The organism is Pseudoalteromonas sp. SWYJZ12 (assembly GCF_015864395.1).
GTDB lineage: Bacteria > Pseudomonadota > Gammaproteobacteria > Enterobacterales > Alteromonadaceae > Pseudoalteromonas > Pseudoalteromonas arctica.
In genome coordinates this window covers 383,151-401,180 of the sequence record NZ_JADYXH010000001.1, presented here as the reverse complement: position 1 = coordinate 401,180, position 18,030 = coordinate 383,151, and the positions used below count along the sequence as shown (strand labels likewise).

Here is an 18,030-nt window from a genome sequence, read left to right as displayed (position 1 = left end):
CAGTTCACTATTAATATAATTAAAAATATAAAGGAATAATTAATGTTACAGGGAAAGGTATGACGCAGTTAATGCCTATTATGTTGGCGCTAAAACAAGTGAGCTTTGGTTATAAAGCAAATATGCCATTGAGTGTTGACAATATATCACTCAATCTTGTTCAAGGTAGCTGTACCGCTATTTTAGGTCCTAATGGAGCTGGAAAATCAACATTAATTTCATTAATGAGTGGTCTATTGACTGCTCAAACAGGTCATATTAGTTACCCTTTTTATTCACAGTACACGACCAAAAAAGCTATCGCGCAAAAAGTTGCTTTGGTACCGCAAGATTTTGCCTTTTATCATGAACTTAGTGTGCACGATAATTTAGCTTTTTTTGTGTCCATAAGTGAAAGAAATCGCAGTTTACATTCAAACCATATTAAATCGGCTATACGAGCATGCGGGCTTGATGATGTTACTAATAAAATGGCGGGTTCTTTATCAGGTGGATATAAGCGTCGCTTAAATATTGCAATTGCCTTGAGTAAACAGCCAGACATTATATTTTTAGATGAGCCAACGGTAGGCATAGATCCACTATCGCGTGATGCAATAATTAATTTATTATTGGATTTAAAACAACAAGGTAAAACCTTGGTTTATACCTCTCATTTATTACACGAAGTTGAATTGCTATGCGATGAAGTCGTATTTTTAAATAATGGTAAAGTCGTAGCAAATGAACTTTTAAATATTCAAAAACCGTCTTTAAACTTCACTACTGTTAAGCCTTTATCCCCTACTCAAATAACTCTTTTTACACAGCCGATAACCATTTTAGAAAATGGCGGACATCAATTAAAAGTGAGTAATAGCGAGCAGCTAGCATCAGCTTTTATAGTGCTTGCTAATTTAAGTCATGATATTAAAACACTGACATTTTCAAATAGTCATATAGAGCAACTGTATCGAGACTTATTTTCGGAGTCATCATGTTAATCCATACGGTAAAAAAAGAAGCCAGATTAATTATAAATGACTTACACAGCTTAGCTGTATTATTACTAATGCCTATTGTATTTATGGTTATTATGACGATGGCAAGCAGTCAGTCGCAAAAAAATATACAAGCTAATCTAACTCTCAGTGTAATTGGGCAAGAGAATAGTGCGCATAGCAATGTTTTAATCGCACTTTTAATTGCACAGGGTTTTACTATAGATAAAAATAATTCCGATAACAGATTAACAATAGAAGCCGGTGTAGATAAACAAATTTTAATGCGCCAAGGTAATAGCCAGTTACGGTTAGATATAAGTGACGAATTCGCTCCGCAAACGCGATTACTAATGACTGAAAAATTGAAAGCGAGCTTATCTCAATTAAAACTCTATTTGTATATGCTTGATACAGGTGATTTATCTCAGGATTTATCGTTAGATGAGCAAGTTAATCAAGTTGTTGAATCATCAGATGTAAGTTATTTATTAGAAAAGCCGCTAGCTAAAGCGTTACACAACCCTGCGTTGAACAGCATTCCTGCTTGGTGGGTATTTGGTATTTACTTTATTGTTTTGCCTATTTCGCTCACTTTTATTAATGAGCGTAATAATGGCACTTTGGTTAGATTAAAAACGTATCCAATCAGTATGGCTCGCTATTTTTATAACAAAGCGTGTGCTTATGTAATTGTAAGTATTATACAAGGTTGTTTACTTGCGATTATTGGTTGTATTGTAATTCCCTATTTTTTGAATGTACCTTTGCTACCGCTGCATGGTTTATTGCTTAGTATATTTACATTTATAACCGTTAGTTTTACTGCGATTGCCTTTGCTTTATTATTAGCAAGTATGGTGTCGAGTTATGAGCAAGCTATTGTTGTAGGTGGTGGAGTAAATATAATTTTAGCTGCGTTAAGTGGCTTTATGGTGCCGCTTGAAATTATGCCGGATAATTTAGCCGCGCTGGCAAATGGGTCGCCAATGTTTTGGTCAGCTCAACTATTACGACAACTGATGAGTGAATCAGTTGATCACACTTTTTGGCAATATACAGCATCGCTTTGGGGTTTTTCATTGCTATGCTTTGTTGCTGCACTATGTATATTTAATAAAAAAATGAGGAATTTGACATGGAATTAGCCGAATTAAAACTACAGTTAAAACAATTGATTATTACTGAATGTGATAAAGAAGATGATTTTGAGCCCGCTGATATTATTGACTCAGAGCTATTGTTTGGAAGTAAATCACGCATCAACTTAGACTCGTTAGATGCTTTACAACTCTCATTAGTATTAAAACAAAACTTTGGCATTAAAGTCGAAGGCTCTAAAGAAACGCGTAAACATTTACAGTCTATAGATACAATTGCCGACTTCATTATTCAAGAGCGTGCTAAGTAATGAATAAACGGGATGTATATTTAAATGCCAGCGAAGTGCTATCGGCACCATTAAGTAATAAAACAAGTAGTGTTGTAAGCACTATTGAAGATGTGAGTGTGGCATTTAAATCATTCCGAGAAGAAATAAATTGTAGCGATTTTACGAGTATTTTAAGTTATTTTGATGCTGTGCTATATCCTCTTTTTAAAAAGTTGAATTTATCAGCTAGTGACTTAGCAAAAACTAATTTGTTTTTAGGATCGACTTCTTTAGATATCAGTGCTGTGAAAGTTGGGGATGAAGATAAGCTATGGCTATCTAAAACAGATAAAATTAGCCAAGCATTAGCAAAACGATACGGTTTAAATGAATTGGAATTTACTTTTAGCACAGCATGTACAGCAAGTGCTAATGCATGTTTGTATGCTTCGCGTTTAATAAGTACCGGAAAAATTGAACATGCATTGGTTATAGGTTGCGAATTTTATAACCCCCTAACAGTTGAAGGCTTTAAGTCGTTAGATTTAATTAGTAAAACAGAATTAATTGCATTTGCTAAAGGTCGTTCGGGCTTAATCTTAGGGGAGGGAGTTGCAGCTCTTTATTTATCATCGACGCCTACCGCGCAGTGTAGTCTCAAAATGCTGGGTGGTGCATCGTCATGCGACACTTATAGTTTAACAATGACTCAGGAAGATGGCAGTCATATTGCACAAGTTATTAATGATTGTTTACTACAGGCAAATATTCAAAGTACTGATATAGACCTAATTAAAGTACATGGTACTGCCACGCTTGGTAATGATGAAGCAGAGTGCAATGCTTTAACTACATTATTTAATACATCAGAAATAACTCAGAGTCCTCCTCCTATTATTGCTTTTAAACCTTTTACAGGACATACATTAGGCGCATGTGGTGTAATTGAAATTGCACTATTTGCTGATTGTTTAAGTAAAGAATCGTACATACCACCTGAGTATATAACTCAAAATAACGATTTGATGTGGCCCTTTTATAAAGGAAATGACTTTTCACAAGTGAACACTGTATTATTTAATTACTTTGGTTTTGGCGGTAATAATGCGGCTTTAGTTTTTCAGTGTTATAGGGGGACTGAATGAAAGAAGTAGGCAGTAGCTATTTAAGTTTTGAAAAAAAGCTAGATGTAAAAAGCTTAAGGCAACTCGTAAAACAAGAAACCGGTTTACAGGTTCGTAGGATGGATTCTTTTACACTAATTGCATTGCTTGCTGTATACCGTGCTAAAGGTGATATTGAACTAAGTGCAAAGAGTGGCTTGTATAGCTGCGCGGATTACTTTTCGAGTGATTCAATGCAATCGATGTTAATTGATGTACACCAAAACAACCCTATAAAGCCATTAAATTTTGTAGCAAGTGTTGGTAATGCAGCAAACTATTATATAGCTAATACGTACTCGATTGATGGTCCAAACATTTTTATAGGTAGTAGTAAGCAAGCAATAGAAAAAAATAAGCTGCTAGCTGAAACCGATATGAGTTTAGGTTTGATTGAACACGCTATTTTACTGGTTTGGCAAGAAGATGAAAACCAGCGAGAATGTTGGGCGAAAATAATCCAAGATGATGGTTTTTTCGGCGAACGTGGGGTTATATGAGAGTTTTCCTTGAATCAAAACAAGTGCGACTGTAGAATCTAGCCTCTTTTTGTCACCACTGCTGTAATAGGGATTATTACATTGAAATTTATTATCAAAAAATGCATCGCTTGGGGCGACGGAAAAATAAATCACCAAGATTGGCAATCATACTCTAACGGTATGATAGTAAACCCACAAACGTTAACTCTTCCTGAATTAAAACAGATACCTGCGATGCAGCGAAGACGTTTAAGTGCATTTGCTAAACTGACACTTCACTGTGCTTTAGAGGCAAGTGAAGCATTTCAGCATAACATTCCTAGTGTATTTTCTTCTCGCCATGGCGACCTACACAAAACGACTAAATTAATTGCATCTGTTGCAGCTAAAGAAACGCTTTCCCCAACTAACTTTGCGTTATCAGTACATAATGCTGTGGGTGGTTTGTTTAGTATTTATGCTGGAAATAAAGCACCACTTTGCGCTATGTCCGCAGGTGAAGATAGTTTTTTTATGGGATTAGTAGATGCTGTAGCAAAGCTAAAAACTCGTGGCTATGAGCGTATTTTATATGTATATAGTGACCAAGCTGTACCTGAACATTACCAACCTTATGTACAACAAAAACCTGACAATATAGCAGTAGGGTTGCTTATTGAACCGTGTGAAAGTAGTAACGGTTTTGAGTTAAAATGCACTGGTCATCATCAAGTAAAAGAAAGTGAAGCAGCTGAGTTACAAGCTCTCGATTTTTTAAAGTTTTATTTTTCACAAAATAATAAGTTAGAAATAAACTCAAAAAGATATCAATGGCAGCTATCGCGCTAATGAAGACTCAATTGATAAAAGCATACCGTATTATTGCAACAGGCAGTGCCTTTGCATTGTTTAGTGCTGGTGGTTTGGCATTGTCTGTTATTATTTTTTCAATTCAACGACTTATTTATCGTGATATAAATAAACGAAATCAAGCTGCACGAACTGCAGTGCATTATTCATTTAAATTTTTTGTTGGTTATATGCGCTTAGTTGGCATATTACGCTTAGACGTAGATAAGCTCGATGCAATAAAACAAGCAAAAGGGCAGTTAATAATAGCTAATCACCCATCTTTAATCGATGTTGTTGTGCTTATTTCTATTGTGCGCCATGCAGACTGTGTTGTTAAAGCTGATCTATGGAAAAACCCTTTTCTAAAAGGTGTAGTTAAAGCCACTGGTTATATCAATAATGATGCTGAGCCAGATTACTTTTTAGGGCAATGCAAAAAAAGCTTTGCTAGTGGAAACAACCTTATAGTGTTCCCTGAAGGAACTCGAAGTATACCAGGTAAACCTTGGCATTTTAAACGAGGGGCAGGCAACATTGCGCTTCGAACTCAAGTCGATATTTTACCAATCTTAATTGATGTAAACCCAATAACATTAACCAAAGGACAAAAGTGGTATCAGGTAACTGATCGCCGTTTTACCTTTAAGATGCGTGTTTTACCACCTTATTTGATTGCGCCTTATATACAAGACGATCAGATAACTAATTCGGTACGCAAACTAACACGCGATTTACAAGCTTATCTTAACGAGGAAAAATTAAAATATGAGTGATTTAAGCACTGAAGTTAAACAACTAATTATCGAAACTTTAGATTTAGAAGACATTGAAGCCGCAGATATTAACGATGAAGAAGCACTCTTTGTTGATGGTTTAGGCTTAGATTCAATTGATGCACTTGAATTAGGTGTCGCAATTAAGAAAGCATACGATGTAAAAATTGATGGAAATACCGATGACAGTAAAAAGCATTTTTACTCGGTTAAAACTTTATGTGATTTTATAGCTGCAACAAGGGCATAACATACTGCGTTTATAAAGCGATACAGTATTTGGATATATATATGAATAATGAAAACATGAAAAGCGGCGAGCAAATTTTTGTGATGCTTAGCGATATTTTACAGGAATATTTTGAGATAGAGCCTGAGGACATTACTCGCACAGCAAGTTTATATGAAGATTTAGATCTTGATAGCATTGATGCCGTAGATTTGGTTGTAAAATTACGCGAACAAACAGGTAAAAAAATCGAACCTGATGACTTTAAACAAGTTCGTACCGTACAAGATGTAATTGACGCAATTGAAAAGCTAATGGTTGTTGAGGCTTAATGAAAAAGGCGTTGTTAGCTGGCTTATTATTAACTTACCCTTTTGCGGTATATTTTGGCTTACAGTACAGTGAACCGGTAATTATTGGTGGTGTTTTTGTTGCCGTTTTATTGCTAAGACATTGGTTGGTTAAAGACAGCAAAGCAACAATTCCTCATTTAAAAATTATGACTGCATGCGGGTGTGGGTTATTACTTTTTGCTACTTTTGCAAATTCAGCATTAGCGTTAAAGTTTTACCCTGTTGTTATTAGCTGCTGCTTTTTAGCTGTGTTTGCTTATTCACTATATAGACCCCCAAGTGTAATTGAAATTATTGCAGGCAAATTTGAAACCCTAGATGAACATGGAAAGCGTTACACACGATCAGTAACTAAAGTGTGGTGTGTGTTTTTTATATTGAATGGTTTTATTGCGACTGTAACCGTATTTCACCCAAATCCAAAAGTATGGCTTACCTATAATGGCTTGATTTCGTATCTGCTGATGGGGTTATTAATGATCATAGAATTGATTGTAAGAAAATGGCAAAAGGCAAAAAATAAATCGAATGAAGTGGCCAAATAATAATAACTATTTTTATGGTGAGAACCATGACTTTACAACTTGGCGTGAGCAGGTTAACGAGCACGCTAAAAAGTTTTCTAAGCAACCTGAAACTACGTGGTTGCTTTTTGATGCTGATAGCTACCAGTTTAGCGTATTGTTTTTTGCTTTATTAGTGGCAAAAAAGTCAATTGTTTTGCCCCAAAATGGACAACCTGCTCAGCTCACGCAATGCTTAAGCCATGCCGATGCATTTTGTGGTGATGCTAGCTTATCATCTGCTGACATCACATTTACGCCAGATTTAAGAAGTAGCACTACAGCTGCGCTTGATATTGACGAGCTTACAAATATTCGTTTTTTTACATCGGGTTCGAGTGGAGAACCTAAAGCGGTAGATAAAACGTTTAAGCAATTAGTTTTAGAACTTGATGTACTTGAAGATCAATTTGGCGGGCAAATTGTAAATACGACTTTGGTTGCTACTGTGTCGCATCAACACATTTATGGATTGTTATTTAAAGTACTTTGGCCTCTATACTCTGGTCGAAATGTTTGTTTTAGTAGCTTTGAATATCCAGAGCATTTACTTTCGTTTATTGAAAATACAGTTAAAAGTGACATTACCTTAATTAGTAGCCCAGCTTACTATCATCGATTGGTTCAAGATAACGTATTAGTATCTGTTAAAGATAAATTACGCTGCTGTTTTTCATCTGGTGGACCACTACAATCAGTTGCTGCTAATTTACTAAGCGAGCAATTTGGTTATTCACCGGTTGAAGTGCTTGGAAGTACTGAAACTGGCGGAATAGCTTGGCGTCAACAAAGTGAGTCTATAATCTGGCAAGCGTTTACGCCTATAAAAATAAAAACAGATGACTTACAAAGACTTATTATCTCATCGCCTTATGTTGATCAGCGTCAGTGGTATCAAACAGATGATAGAGCGCAATTAACCAACAGTAATCAGTTTTCGTTATTAGGTCGAGCAGATCGCATTGTTAAAATTGAAGAAAAACGTTGTTCATTAGATGAGATAACACAGAAGATAAATCAATACACTTTGGTTAACGAATGCTATGTATTACTTCTTGAAAGTGAGCAGCAAAACAAACGAAGTGAAATTGCCGCAGTATTAGTGCTAACCCAAGAGGGTGAAGCTGTATTAGCAGAGCACGGTAAATTTAAGTTTTCACAGGCTCTTAAGAGTCATTTAAAAGCATTTTTTGAACCTTTAGTGGTACCACGTAAGTTTCGTTATTTGTCGGCATTGCCTTATAACACGCAAGGTAAACTCGAAAAAATGCAATTGGAGAAAATGTTTGACTGATTTTGTATATAAACCTATTTGTGAAGTAATAGAACAAAGCCCTGAACATGTGCTTTTGCGTTTGAAAATACCAGAAAACTTATTTTATTTTCAAGGTCACTTTTCGCTAGCACCAATTTTACCCGGTGTAGCTCAACTTGATTGGGTGATGCATTATTTGACTAAATATTTGAATGTAGATTGCCAAAAAGCAATTTCAGTTGATGCGTTAAAATTTCAGATTATAGTTAAACCAAATTACGAAGTAGATTTATTATTAAAAAAAATTAAAAATACTAAATTTAGCTTTAGTTACAGCTCAGAGCATGGGCAGCATGCATCAGGCAAAGTAGTGCTAAATGATGAATAAGAGTGCTTTATAATGTCGAGTAAATATGGATTTGTTATCCCAAATTACAATCACGATTTAGTGATTCACGATACGATATCTGCTTTAGTTGATTTTAATCTACCTATTATATTGGTTGATGATGGAAGCAACGAACAAACGCAAAATGTGCTTGAAGAAATAGATGCAGAGTTTGCTTTGGTTACATTGGTACGCCGCATTGAAAATGGTGGCAAAGGAGCCGCTGTACAAACGGGTCTTGTTCATGCTCATCAAGCAGGCTGGAGTCATGCAATTCAAATTGATGCTGATGGTCAACACGACTTAAACGATGTAGACCAACTTGTGACTCGCTCTAAGCTTTACCCTAAAGCATTAGTGAGTGGGCAACCTATCTACGATGAGTCAATATCAAAAGGACGTTATTATGGACGTTTTATAACTCATTTTTGGGTTTATATAGAAACGTTATCGTTTGCATTAAAGGACACTATGTGTGGTTTTCGTGTATATCCGTTAGATGCTTATATAACGCTTATAAATAGTACTCGTTTGGGTAATAAAATGGATTTTGATATAGAGGTAATGGTAAAGCTTTATTGGCAAGGCACGCCTGTTGAATTTATCAAAACTAAAGTTCATTACCCAGAGAATGGAGTATCACACTTTAATGTGTGGGAAGATAACGTGTTAATTTCAAAAATGCATACGAGACTCTTTTTTGGCATGTTGTGGCGTTTACCACGTTTAATTATAAACAAATTTAAATAGAGGGATTTATTGCGTGTCAGAGCAAAAAAAAGCACCGCATAACGACGTTGATAAACCATTTCATTGGTCACAATTAAAAGAACGCGGCTCTATGCTTGGTATCGAAGTATTGGTATTTATATACAAGGTATTTGGTAAGTGGCTGTTTAAAATAGTTTTAACACCAGTTATGTTTTATTTTTACGTTACAGGTCGTTTATCTCGTCAAGCTATTTGGCACTATTTAGATAATCTTAATGTCAGTATGGGTGAGGATAAACGCACTGGTTGGGCGCGTTTTAAACAAGGTTTTAAGTTGTACTTCTCGTTTGGTATGGCAATTTTAGATAAATTTGATGCTTGGCTTGGTAAAGTAAATATTAAAGATTTAGAAATTGCTACACCAGAAGGTTATCAGCAATTACTAGAGGCTAAAGGCGCTGTTATTTTTAGTGCTCATTTAGGTAATATGGAAATTTGTCGTGCTATTTTTAGCATGGGAGATAACAAACGACCGCTTAACGTGATTACTTATAATGAGCATACACCTTCATTTAATAATTTTTTGAAGAAGGTTAACCAAGATGCAGCCATTAATTTTATTCATATCAATAACTTTGGTCCAGATGATACAATTAAATTAAAGCAAAAATTAGACGACGGTGAAGCCGTAATTATATTTGCTGACCGTACATCGGTTAATAACCCAAATAGTGTACATCATGTGCCGTTTTTAGGAGAAGATGCTCCGTTTGCTGTAGGTCCATTTGCTCTTGCAAACATTATGGAATGCCCTGTATTTTTAATGTTTTGTATTAATGAGCAAGGACGTTATAAAACGTACATTGAAAAATTTGCAGACCCTATCAAGGTTAAACGTAAAGAGCGTCAAGCGTATTTTCAGTCAATGGCTACTAAGTTCGCTCAACGACTCGAGTTTTATTGTAAAAAAGCGCCGTATCAATGGTACAATTTTTTTAATTTTTGGCCAAAAGCCACAGACAAAGATTCAAAGCCTAGCTAAATATCTGGAGAAGTAGTAAATGGAAAGTAATACATCAAGTCACCTATTATTTGGTGCAGGCCGTTTAACAATTGAAGACATTATCAGTGTTGTAAAAGATAAGCGCGGAGTTGCGCTTTCTGGTGATAGTCACTTTGCAAAAAAAATTGATTCTGCCGTCGCTTTTTTAGATAAGCTATTAGCTGAAGAAGGTCATATATACGGTGTAACAACCGGTTACGGTGATTCATGCACCGTTGAAATTCCTTTATCACTCGTTAATGAGCTGCCAATACACCTAACGCGTTTTCATGGTTGTGGCTTGGGTGATTTTTTTACGCCAGAGCAAGGTAAGCTTATTTTAGCAAGTCGTTTGGCGTCTTTGTCACAAGGTTATTCCGGTGTAAGTTGGGATTTACTTAAATTATTAGTTGAGATGATCAACCGCGATATTATTCCTGTTATTCCACAAGAAGGATCAGTAGGCGCAAGTGGTGATTTAACACCTCTATCGTATGTTGCTGGTAGCTTAATTGGTGAACGTGATACGTACTATAAAGATCAGGTCGTTAATTCATTAGAGGCATTTTCGGCTGAGGGTTTAAAAGCAATTACGTTACGCCCTAAAGAGGGGCTAGCTATTATGAATGGCACCGCCGTTATGACGGCGCTAGCATGTCAAGCATTCGACCGCTCTGAGTACGCAAGTCGTTTAATGACGCGTATAACTGCACTTGCAAGTATTGCGCTTAAAGGTAATAGCAATCACTTCGATGATATTTTATTTAGTGTTAAGCCGCATGTTGGTCAGCAAAATGTTGCTAAACGCATTCAGCATGACTTAAACCATGTTGAGCATCCTCGTAATTCAGACCGCTTACAAGATCGCTATTCTATTCGATGTGCTCCGCACGTTATAGGTGTGCTTGAAGATAGCCTACCATGGTTAAGAAATATGATTGAAAATGAACTTAACAGTGCTAACGATAATCCTATTATTGATGGTATTGGCGAGCATGTTTTACACGGAGGTCATTTTTATGGCGGTCATATTGCAATGGCTATGGACTCGATGAAAAACTGTGTGGCAAATTTAGCTGATTTAGCAGATCGACAAATTGCGACGATGGTTGATGTTAAGATGAATAATGGTTTGCCATCCAATTTAAGTGCGGCTTCAAGTGAACGTCACTTTATTAACCATGGTTTTAAAGCTATTCAGATTGGTTGTTCTGCATGGACTGCTGAAGCACTTAAATTAACGATGCCAGCCAGCGTGTTTTCACGCTCTACAGAGTGTCACAACCAAGATAAAGTTAGTATGGGGACCATTGCTGCACGTGACTGTTTACGTATTTTACAACTAACAGAACAGGTACTCGCGGCAACTTTATTGGCTGCTGTGCAAGGTGTTCGAATTCGTATTTTGAATAATGAAATTGATGCTTCTGCATTAAACCCTGAAATTACTGCAATGATTGATGATGTAGCAAGTTTCTTTGATTTATTAGAAGAAGATCGCCCAACAGATATGATATTACGTCAAACGATTGAGTATATTCAAACTCAACGTTGGGCACTTTATCAAAATAGCTAAAGGTAAATAATGAAAAAATCCAAAGCAATTGTTAGTGCCTCCATAGATATGGTGGTCCCATTTTATGATTTAGACCCAATGCGAATTGTGTGGCATGGTAACTATGTAAAATACATAGAAGACGCCCGTTGCGCATTGCTAGATAAAATTGGTTATAACTATAATGCGATGGAAGAGTCAGGCTTTATGTGGCCGATTGTTGATATGCGATTAAAGTATGTTGCATCGGCTGTATTTGGATCTCGTATACGTATTCACGCCTCTTTGGTTGAATTTGAGATGCGGATTAAAATTGATTACCGTATTGAATGCCTTGATACGGATAAGGTTCTGACTAAAGCTTATACGATACAAGTTGCGATGGACTTACATACTCAAGATCTCCAATTTGAATCGCCAAGTATATTTACTGATAAAGTGATGGTTTATGTTGAATAAACTGGCTTTAGTATTTTTATTTTTTTTTAGTACGCATGCTGCAGCTAATGACTTTAGTCGCTTTAAAGTATTGCAGGGTAAAGGACAGTTTAGCCAAGCTAAGCATTTTACATTTTTAAAGCGGGCGATTAAATCGCAAGGTGAATTTGTTATTTATGATCAACATGTTTACTGGCACACCATATCACCGGTTAGCAGTGAAATGCTGTTACTGCCTAGTGGGATTTATCGTCGCTTAGATACATCAAAAGCGTATGAAACGCTTACTCAAGATAAGCAAATAAACAATTTACTTGCAAAGCTCCTTAGTGGGCAAATTAATGAAAGTGATTGGAACATAACCGCTTTAGACAATGAACGTTGTTATAACTTAATACCAAAACTTAAAGACGTTGCTGCATTATTTACCAATGTTAACTTGTGTGCACTTGGTGAAAGTCAACGCAGTATAGTATTAACAGACCAGCAAAATAATAAAACAGAGATAATGATGGTATTTACCAGCAAGGAGCTGACTCAAAATGACATGGATGTCGTTAAACTCACGCACTAAGTTACTCCTTTGGGGATTACAATTACTTATTTTACTCGCTGGTTTAAGTTATTTATGGCTATTTAAGCCTTTTGCTATTGTGGCAGATATTAACCAGATATTTACGGTGGAACAAAGTGAGGATGTGCGATTAGTGAGTGATAAAGTTGAGCAGCAACAGTTGCGTCAACACGTCATGCTTGTTGGTCATAAAAAGCGTAGCAACGCGATAAAGTACGCAGAGCAAGCTGCATTTGCGCTAAGGGATATTAATGGTATTGAAGTTAATATTCATTTTGGAGCACTTCCAGAACTGCAATCTGTAGTTAAGGATTACCTACCTTATAAATATGCATTTCTGAGTGAAAAGTATAAACAGCTATTACAAAACAAAAATTCAGATGCTGTATTTAATTATCAATTTAGTTTATTAAATGAAATGGGGTCGCCGTGGGTGGCAGCAACATTATCTTCTGATCCTAATTTGGGTTTAGCTGATTTTTTTAATCAACAATACGCCCCCTCAATGAAGCTTAAAAACTACCAAGGTTATCTTATTGCTCAAGATGAGATAAAAAACGGTCGTTCTGGCGGTACAATTTACTATGTGCTTATTAATTTTATTAGTTCTGATACTGGCTTAGATTTAAATATAGCCAAAGACATAGCTGCAAAAGTTAACGATATAAAAAGACAAAATGACGAAAAAAAATCCGGTGTACATTATCTTGTTACCGGAGCCGCATTTTTTACCGCTGACGCAAGTATGACGGCTCAGAACGAGATGACTGTATTTGGCAGTATTTCCATTATTGCTACTTTATTGTTGATTATGGTTGTTTATAGAAGCACGTTAAGTATTTTTTGTACGTTATTTGTCATCTCTATAAGTATGCTTTACGGTTACAGTGCATTGCGTTTATTTTTTACTGAAGTAAATATATTAACGTTGGTATTTGCAGTTACATTAATTGGTATTGCTGCTGATTATAGTTTTCATGCATTGAGCGAATTACGCTTTAGTAAAGTTGACAGGTTTAACCCCTTACTCAGTATTCGTTCGTCACTTTTATTGGGTTTTATTACGACAACAGTCGGTTATTTAATTTTAGTATTTACACCTTTAGTACTATTTAAGCAAATTGCCGTATTTACTATGGCTGGTTTATTGGGGGCTTTGCTTACGGTATTACTTGTTTACCCAAGTATTGCTGGTTTTATTGTAAAAAAACCAAGCGTAATTCCTCACTTTGTTACTCAACTTAATAATTGGCAAAAAGCACTCCTCAAAAAACGCTTAAACTATTGGTGGCAGGCTGGTTTTTTAGTTATAGCGATAGTAGCTTTAAGTGTGGTTAATAATGTTGATGATCCGCGTACGTTTTATAAAAGCTCAGCTAGCTTAGTGACTCAACAACAGAAAATTTCAGAAATATTAAATGCACAATGGGACAGCCCATATATTTTAGTGGCGGGGGATTCTTCTCAGCAAACATTGGAACGCTCTGAACAATTAGCTGAAGACTTAAGCCAACTAAAGAAAAATAATGCCTTTTCCAGATATTCAAGTATCAGCCAGTGGTTGCCTTCAATTGCTATGCAGAAAAAGTCGCAAGCGTTAATGTTGCAAGCCGAGAATGACGGTTTATTCAATCAATTAAAAACATTATTAGAATTACCTTACATGCGAAATAATCCAGAATTAACTCAGTTAGATTTTCCAACATGGCAAAAAAGCCAAATAGCCCACTTATTTACAGATCAATGGGTCGAAATTAATAGTCGTTACTACAGTATTATTAAGTTGCAAGGTATTAACGATCCAAAAATGCTCGAAAGGACCTTAAATAACTACAAAGATGTTTTTTTTGTTGATAAAGTATTAGCTGTAAGTGAGCAGGTAGGTTTGTTTAGGCATCATTTGGTTTTAATTTATATTTTTGCACTTGGTGCTGCAATGCTTGTTTTTTGGCTACGATACGGATTGCTTAATGCGTTTATTGCCGTAAGCCGACCTGCAATTGCTATGGTAATAGCACTTGTTATTAGTGCATGGTTTTTTGACAGCTTAAGTGTGTTTAATTATGTAGCGGGCATACTCATTTTGGCATTGGGTTTAGACTACTGCGTATTTTATGCTGAGCATGGTCTTTGTGAAAAAATAACATTAACCACGCTCATCTCAGCTTTAAGTTCTTTATTTGTATTTGCAATTTTAATTGTTAGCTCAACACCCGCGGTGAGCCAATTTGGTTTCACTGTATTTATAGGTGTTGTTATGGTGTTCATTATGGCCCCGCGCCTTACTCTTGTATCGAAAAGGAATATTTAATGATATCAACTGATTTTGATGTAACTATAATCGGTGCTGGTCCGTCAGGAACAGTTGCTGCGTGTTTATTAATGCAGCATGGTTTAAGTGTATGTTTAGTAGAGCGAGATGAGTTTCCTCGTTTTTCTATTGGTGAGAGTTTATTACCACAATCAATGGATTATTTACGCCAAGCAAATATGCTAGACACATTAATAGAAAATGCTGAAAAACTGGGTTTCCAATTTAAAAATGGCGCTGCATTTTACCGAAGTGGTCATCACACCAACTTTAATTTTGAAGAAAAGTTTAGTGAAGGCCCTGGTACAACTTATCAAGTTAAACGCGCTGAGTTTGATAATTTATTAGCTCAAGAAGCGATTAATCAAGGAGCTGAAATTCGTTTTGGGAACCGTGTTACAAACTTCACAACTAACGAAAATGGTACGTGCATTGACATTACTAATTTAAAAACGGAGCAAAAAAGTAAAATAACAGCCCGTTTCACTTTAGATGGAAGTGGATTTGGTCGAGTTCTTCCTCGTTTATTAGATTTAGAAGAAGCGAGTGAGTTATCACCTCGTAAAGCCGTATTTACACATTTTAAAGATAATATAGATTGTCCTAAATTTGATCGTAATAAAATACTTATTACAGTTCACCCAGATATTCCTGACGTGTGGTATTGGCTTATCCCATTTAGTGACAGTACGGTGAGCGTAGGCGTTGTGGGTGAAACCGCACAGATAGAAAATCCAGATATGAGCCTTGAGCAAATATTACTTAAGTTTATTAATGAAGATGATAACTTATCATCATTGTTAGCTGATGCTGAAATAATTGCTCCTGTTCGCACTATTGGCGGTTACTCAGCAAATGTAAAACAGTTACATGGTGATAAATTTGCGTTATTGGGCAATGCAGGTGAATTTTTAGATCCCGTATTTTCTTCTGGGGTTACAATTGCACTTCGTTCTGCGGTACAGGCATCTGAACTTGTGGTTAAACAATTACAAGGTGAGACTGTTGATTGGAAAAATGAATATGAAATACCACTGCGTGAAGGGATCACTGTATTCAAATACTTTGTGAACTCTTGGTATGATACGAGTTTACAATCAGTTATCTTTTTTGCAGATGGTCAGCCTGATGTAAAAGCAATGGTTTGCTCCATTTTAGCGGGTTATGCATGGGATAAAAAAAATCCGTTCGTTAAAAACACTAAACGAGGTCTTAATATTTTAGAAAAAATATGTGACTCTGAAATGGCTGATAATGATGCTGCTGTTGTATAAGTATGTTGTTTAATAAAAGTATTAAAGCGGCATTTATTATCATTTTTATTGTGTTTTTAAATGCTTGCCAGATTACTCATAAACCAAAAGTTGATACTGCATTGTTTGAGTTAATGCCAATACCTAATGAAATGGTTGGCAAAGGCTGGCTTGAGAAGTTTCAATTTTCAGGTGTTGTTGAGCAGTCAATGCTAGTGTCTACTGAATTTTCTGAGAAAATGATCAAAGTTGCAGCATTGAGTTTTGAAGGTGTTCCACTATCTCAGTTGCAGTTTAATACCCTCACGGAGCAGTTAACAACGACTAATTCGTTAGGAGTTGACCTTGACGGAAAAAAAATTATTTATGATATGCAAAGTGCATTTTGGCCATTAGCACTACTTAAACAACATATGTGTAAAAACTGCCAAATAACACAAGCTGCTATTGCAGGGCAACTAACACGTCGTTTTTATCGAGGCGATACATTAATTCGTGAAGTTATATATAATGCATCACAGACTCAACTTGTTGATAACGAACAGAATTATCGCTTAACTATAGAAAGATTAGAAGAATATTAATATGCAACAACCGCTATTTATTAGCCATTACGCCATGATAAATGCACTAGGGTGTGATAATCAAAGTATAAAACGTAACTTACTTGCAGGTAGTCAAGAGGGTATTGTTATCAACAATACTTTATTTGACGAAGGTCCTATTTATGTTGGCGCTGTGGATGCAGAGTTACCCGAGTTAACTGACCGACCTCTTGAGTTTCAAACTCGAAATAATCAATTGGCAGCACATGCACTTGAGCAATTAAGAGAGCCCGTTACTGAGCTTAAAAAACAATATGGTGCACAGCGAATTGCAGTTATTGTTGGTACAAGTACATCAGGTATTGCTCAAGGTGAACAAGCAATGAAAACTCAACAGCGGGATGGTCTTTTTCCGAGTGAGTATCATTACCAGCAACAAGAGATGGACAACCTAGCGCAATTTATTCAAAGTGAGCTGGGTTTAGAAGGCGTTGCTTTTACATTATCTACAGCATGTTCATCAAGCTCTAAAGCATTTGCGACAGCGCAAGAAATGATAGCTTGTGAATTAGCCGATGCTGCAATTGTAGGTGGTGTAGATAGCCTGTGTGGGATGACGGTAAATGGTTTTCATGCCTTAGCATCAACATCTGCAGGTATATCAAACCCATCAAGCAAAAATCGTGATGGAATAAACATAGGTGAAGCCGCTGCTTTATGTATTGTACAAAAGCAGGGAAAAGTTAAATTATTAGGCGTTGGTGAATCCAGTGATGCGCATCATATGTCGGCACCTCATCCACAAGGTGAAGGAGCTGCAATGGCAATGCAAAGTGCGTTAGCTGCCGCCAATATTAATATAAATGAAGTCGACTATGTAAATTTGCATGGTACTGCAACGCCTAAAAATGATGAAATGGAAGCCATTGCTGTAATGAATGTTTTTGGCATTAAAACACCATGTAGCTCATCTAAAGGTATGATTGGCCATACATTAGGTGCCGCTGGCGCGACTGAAGTAGGTTTATGTTGGTTATTACTAGGGGGCAATGATTATGCTCCTCATGTATGGGATGGTGAACAAGATACCAATTTACCCAAAATAAACCTTGTTTCAGTTGGTGCTAAACACCCTTCTACAATAACTACCTGTTTATCAAACTCATTTGCATTTGGCGGTAATAACGTCAGTGTATTAATCGGACTATAAGC

21 protein-coding genes are annotated in these 18,030 nt (G+C 36.2%); all 21 read left to right on the top strand.

Annotated elements, in window-relative coordinates:
• Positions 1-59: 59 nt before the first annotated feature.
• The 21 genes from I6F42_RS01710 to I6F42_RS01610 all read left to right on the top strand — a co-directional run bounded on the left by I6F42_RS01710 (position 60) and on the right by I6F42_RS01610 (position 18,028).
• On the top strand, positions 60-983 hold the full coding sequence (locus tag I6F42_RS01710; protein ID WP_197150409.1) for an ABC transporter ATP-binding protein: 924 nt from the start codon (positions 60-62) through the stop codon (positions 981-983).
• On the top strand, positions 977-2,128 hold the full coding sequence (locus I6F42_RS01705; RefSeq protein ID WP_197150406.1) for an ABC transporter permease: 1,152 nt from the start codon (positions 977-979) through the stop codon (positions 2,126-2,128). Before I6F42_RS01710 ends, I6F42_RS01705 begins: the two co-directional genes overlap by 7 nt.
• The gene (locus I6F42_RS01700; RefSeq protein ID WP_010553044.1) at positions 2,119-2,391 is read left to right on the top strand and encodes an acyl carrier protein; all 273 of its coding nucleotides are present in this window, start codon (positions 2,119-2,121) and stop codon (positions 2,389-2,391) included. Before I6F42_RS01705 ends, I6F42_RS01700 begins: the two co-directional genes overlap by 10 nt.
• Complete coding sequence (locus I6F42_RS01695) at positions 2,391-3,497, top strand: beta-ketoacyl synthase N-terminal-like domain-containing protein (RefSeq protein ID WP_197150404.1); 1,107 nt, start codon at positions 2,391-2,393, stop codon at positions 3,495-3,497. The genes I6F42_RS01700 and I6F42_RS01695 overlap by 1 nt, the downstream gene beginning before the upstream one ends.
• Positions 3,494-4,015 carry a hypothetical protein gene (locus I6F42_RS01690; protein WP_010553042.1) on the top strand — a complete coding sequence of 174 codons (522 nt, stop codon included), beginning with the start codon at positions 3,494-3,496 and terminating at the stop codon, positions 4,013-4,015. The genes I6F42_RS01695 and I6F42_RS01690 overlap by 4 nt, the downstream gene beginning before the upstream one ends.
• A gap of 81 nt (positions 4,016-4,096) precedes the next feature.
• Entirely contained in the window at positions 4,097-4,825 is a 729-nt protein-coding gene (locus tag I6F42_RS01685) for a beta-ketoacyl synthase chain length factor (protein ID WP_010553041.1), read from the top strand.
• Entirely contained in the window at positions 4,807-5,601 is a 795-nt protein-coding gene (locus I6F42_RS01680) for a 1-acyl-sn-glycerol-3-phosphate acyltransferase (RefSeq protein WP_010553040.1), read from the top strand. The genes I6F42_RS01685 and I6F42_RS01680 overlap by 19 nt, the downstream gene beginning before the upstream one ends.
• Positions 5,594-5,851: a phosphopantetheine-binding protein gene (locus tag I6F42_RS01675; RefSeq protein ID WP_010553039.1), complete on the top strand. Its 258-nt coding sequence runs from the start codon at positions 5,594-5,596 to the stop codon at positions 5,849-5,851. The genes I6F42_RS01680 and I6F42_RS01675 overlap by 8 nt, the downstream gene beginning before the upstream one ends.
• A gap of 56 nt (positions 5,852-5,907) precedes the next feature.
• Positions 5,908-6,162, top strand: coding sequence for an acyl carrier protein (locus I6F42_RS01670; RefSeq protein WP_010553038.1), 255 nt, complete (start codon positions 5,908-5,910; stop codon positions 6,160-6,162).
• A complete protein-coding gene (locus I6F42_RS01665) occupies positions 6,162-6,728 on the top strand; it encodes a hypothetical protein (protein ID WP_010553037.1) in 567 nt (188 codons plus the stop codon). The genes I6F42_RS01670 and I6F42_RS01665 overlap by 1 nt, the downstream gene beginning before the upstream one ends.
• Positions 6,712-8,040, top strand: coding sequence for an AMP-binding protein (locus tag I6F42_RS01660; RefSeq protein ID WP_197150399.1), 1,329 nt, complete (start codon positions 6,712-6,714; stop codon positions 8,038-8,040). Before I6F42_RS01665 ends, I6F42_RS01660 begins: the two co-directional genes overlap by 17 nt.
• The gene (locus I6F42_RS01655; RefSeq protein ID WP_010553035.1) at positions 8,033-8,389 is read left to right on the top strand and encodes an acyl-CoA synthetase; all 357 of its coding nucleotides are present in this window, start codon (positions 8,033-8,035) and stop codon (positions 8,387-8,389) included. Before I6F42_RS01660 ends, I6F42_RS01655 begins: the two co-directional genes overlap by 8 nt.
• Before the next feature lie 12 nt (positions 8,390-8,401).
• Positions 8,402-9,139, top strand: coding sequence for a glycosyltransferase family 2 protein (locus I6F42_RS01650; RefSeq protein WP_010553034.1), 738 nt, complete (start codon positions 8,402-8,404; stop codon positions 9,137-9,139).
• Between the two features lie 13 nt (positions 9,140-9,152).
• Positions 9,153-10,142, top strand: a complete 990-nt coding sequence (locus I6F42_RS01645) for a family 2 glycosyl transferase (protein ID WP_010553033.1) — start codon at positions 9,153-9,155, stop codon at positions 10,140-10,142.
• A 19-nt stretch (positions 10,143-10,161) separates the two neighbouring features.
• Positions 10,162-11,718, top strand: a complete 1,557-nt coding sequence (hutH, locus tag I6F42_RS01640; RefSeq protein ID WP_010553032.1) for a histidine ammonia-lyase — start codon at positions 10,162-10,164, stop codon at positions 11,716-11,718.
• A gap of 9 nt (positions 11,719-11,727) precedes the next feature.
• Positions 11,728-12,156, top strand: a complete 429-nt coding sequence (locus I6F42_RS01635; protein WP_010553031.1) for a thioesterase family protein — start codon at positions 11,728-11,730, stop codon at positions 12,154-12,156.
• Positions 12,146-12,709, top strand: coding sequence for a hypothetical protein (locus tag I6F42_RS01630; RefSeq protein ID WP_197150387.1), 564 nt, complete (start codon positions 12,146-12,148; stop codon positions 12,707-12,709). Before I6F42_RS01635 ends, I6F42_RS01630 begins: the two co-directional genes overlap by 11 nt.
• Positions 12,678-15,020 carry an MMPL family transporter gene (locus I6F42_RS01625; RefSeq protein ID WP_197150384.1) on the top strand — a complete coding sequence of 781 codons (2,343 nt, stop codon included), beginning with the start codon at positions 12,678-12,680 and terminating at the stop codon, positions 15,018-15,020. The genes I6F42_RS01630 and I6F42_RS01625 overlap by 32 nt, the downstream gene beginning before the upstream one ends.
• On the top strand, positions 15,020-16,294 hold the full coding sequence (locus I6F42_RS01620) for an NAD(P)/FAD-dependent oxidoreductase (protein WP_197150370.1): 1,275 nt from the start codon (positions 15,020-15,022) through the stop codon (positions 16,292-16,294). The genes I6F42_RS01625 and I6F42_RS01620 overlap by 1 nt, the downstream gene beginning before the upstream one ends.
• 2 nt (positions 16,295-16,296) lie before the next feature.
• Positions 16,297-16,857 carry a DUF3261 domain-containing protein gene (locus tag I6F42_RS01615; protein ID WP_197150368.1) on the top strand — a complete coding sequence of 187 codons (561 nt, stop codon included), beginning with the start codon at positions 16,297-16,299 and terminating at the stop codon, positions 16,855-16,857.
• A 1-nt stretch (position 16,858) separates the two neighbouring features.
• Entirely contained in the window at positions 16,859-18,028 is a 1,170-nt protein-coding gene (locus I6F42_RS01610) for a beta-ketoacyl-[acyl-carrier-protein] synthase family protein (protein ID WP_197150363.1), read from the top strand.
• Positions 18,029-18,030 lie beyond the last annotated feature (2 nt).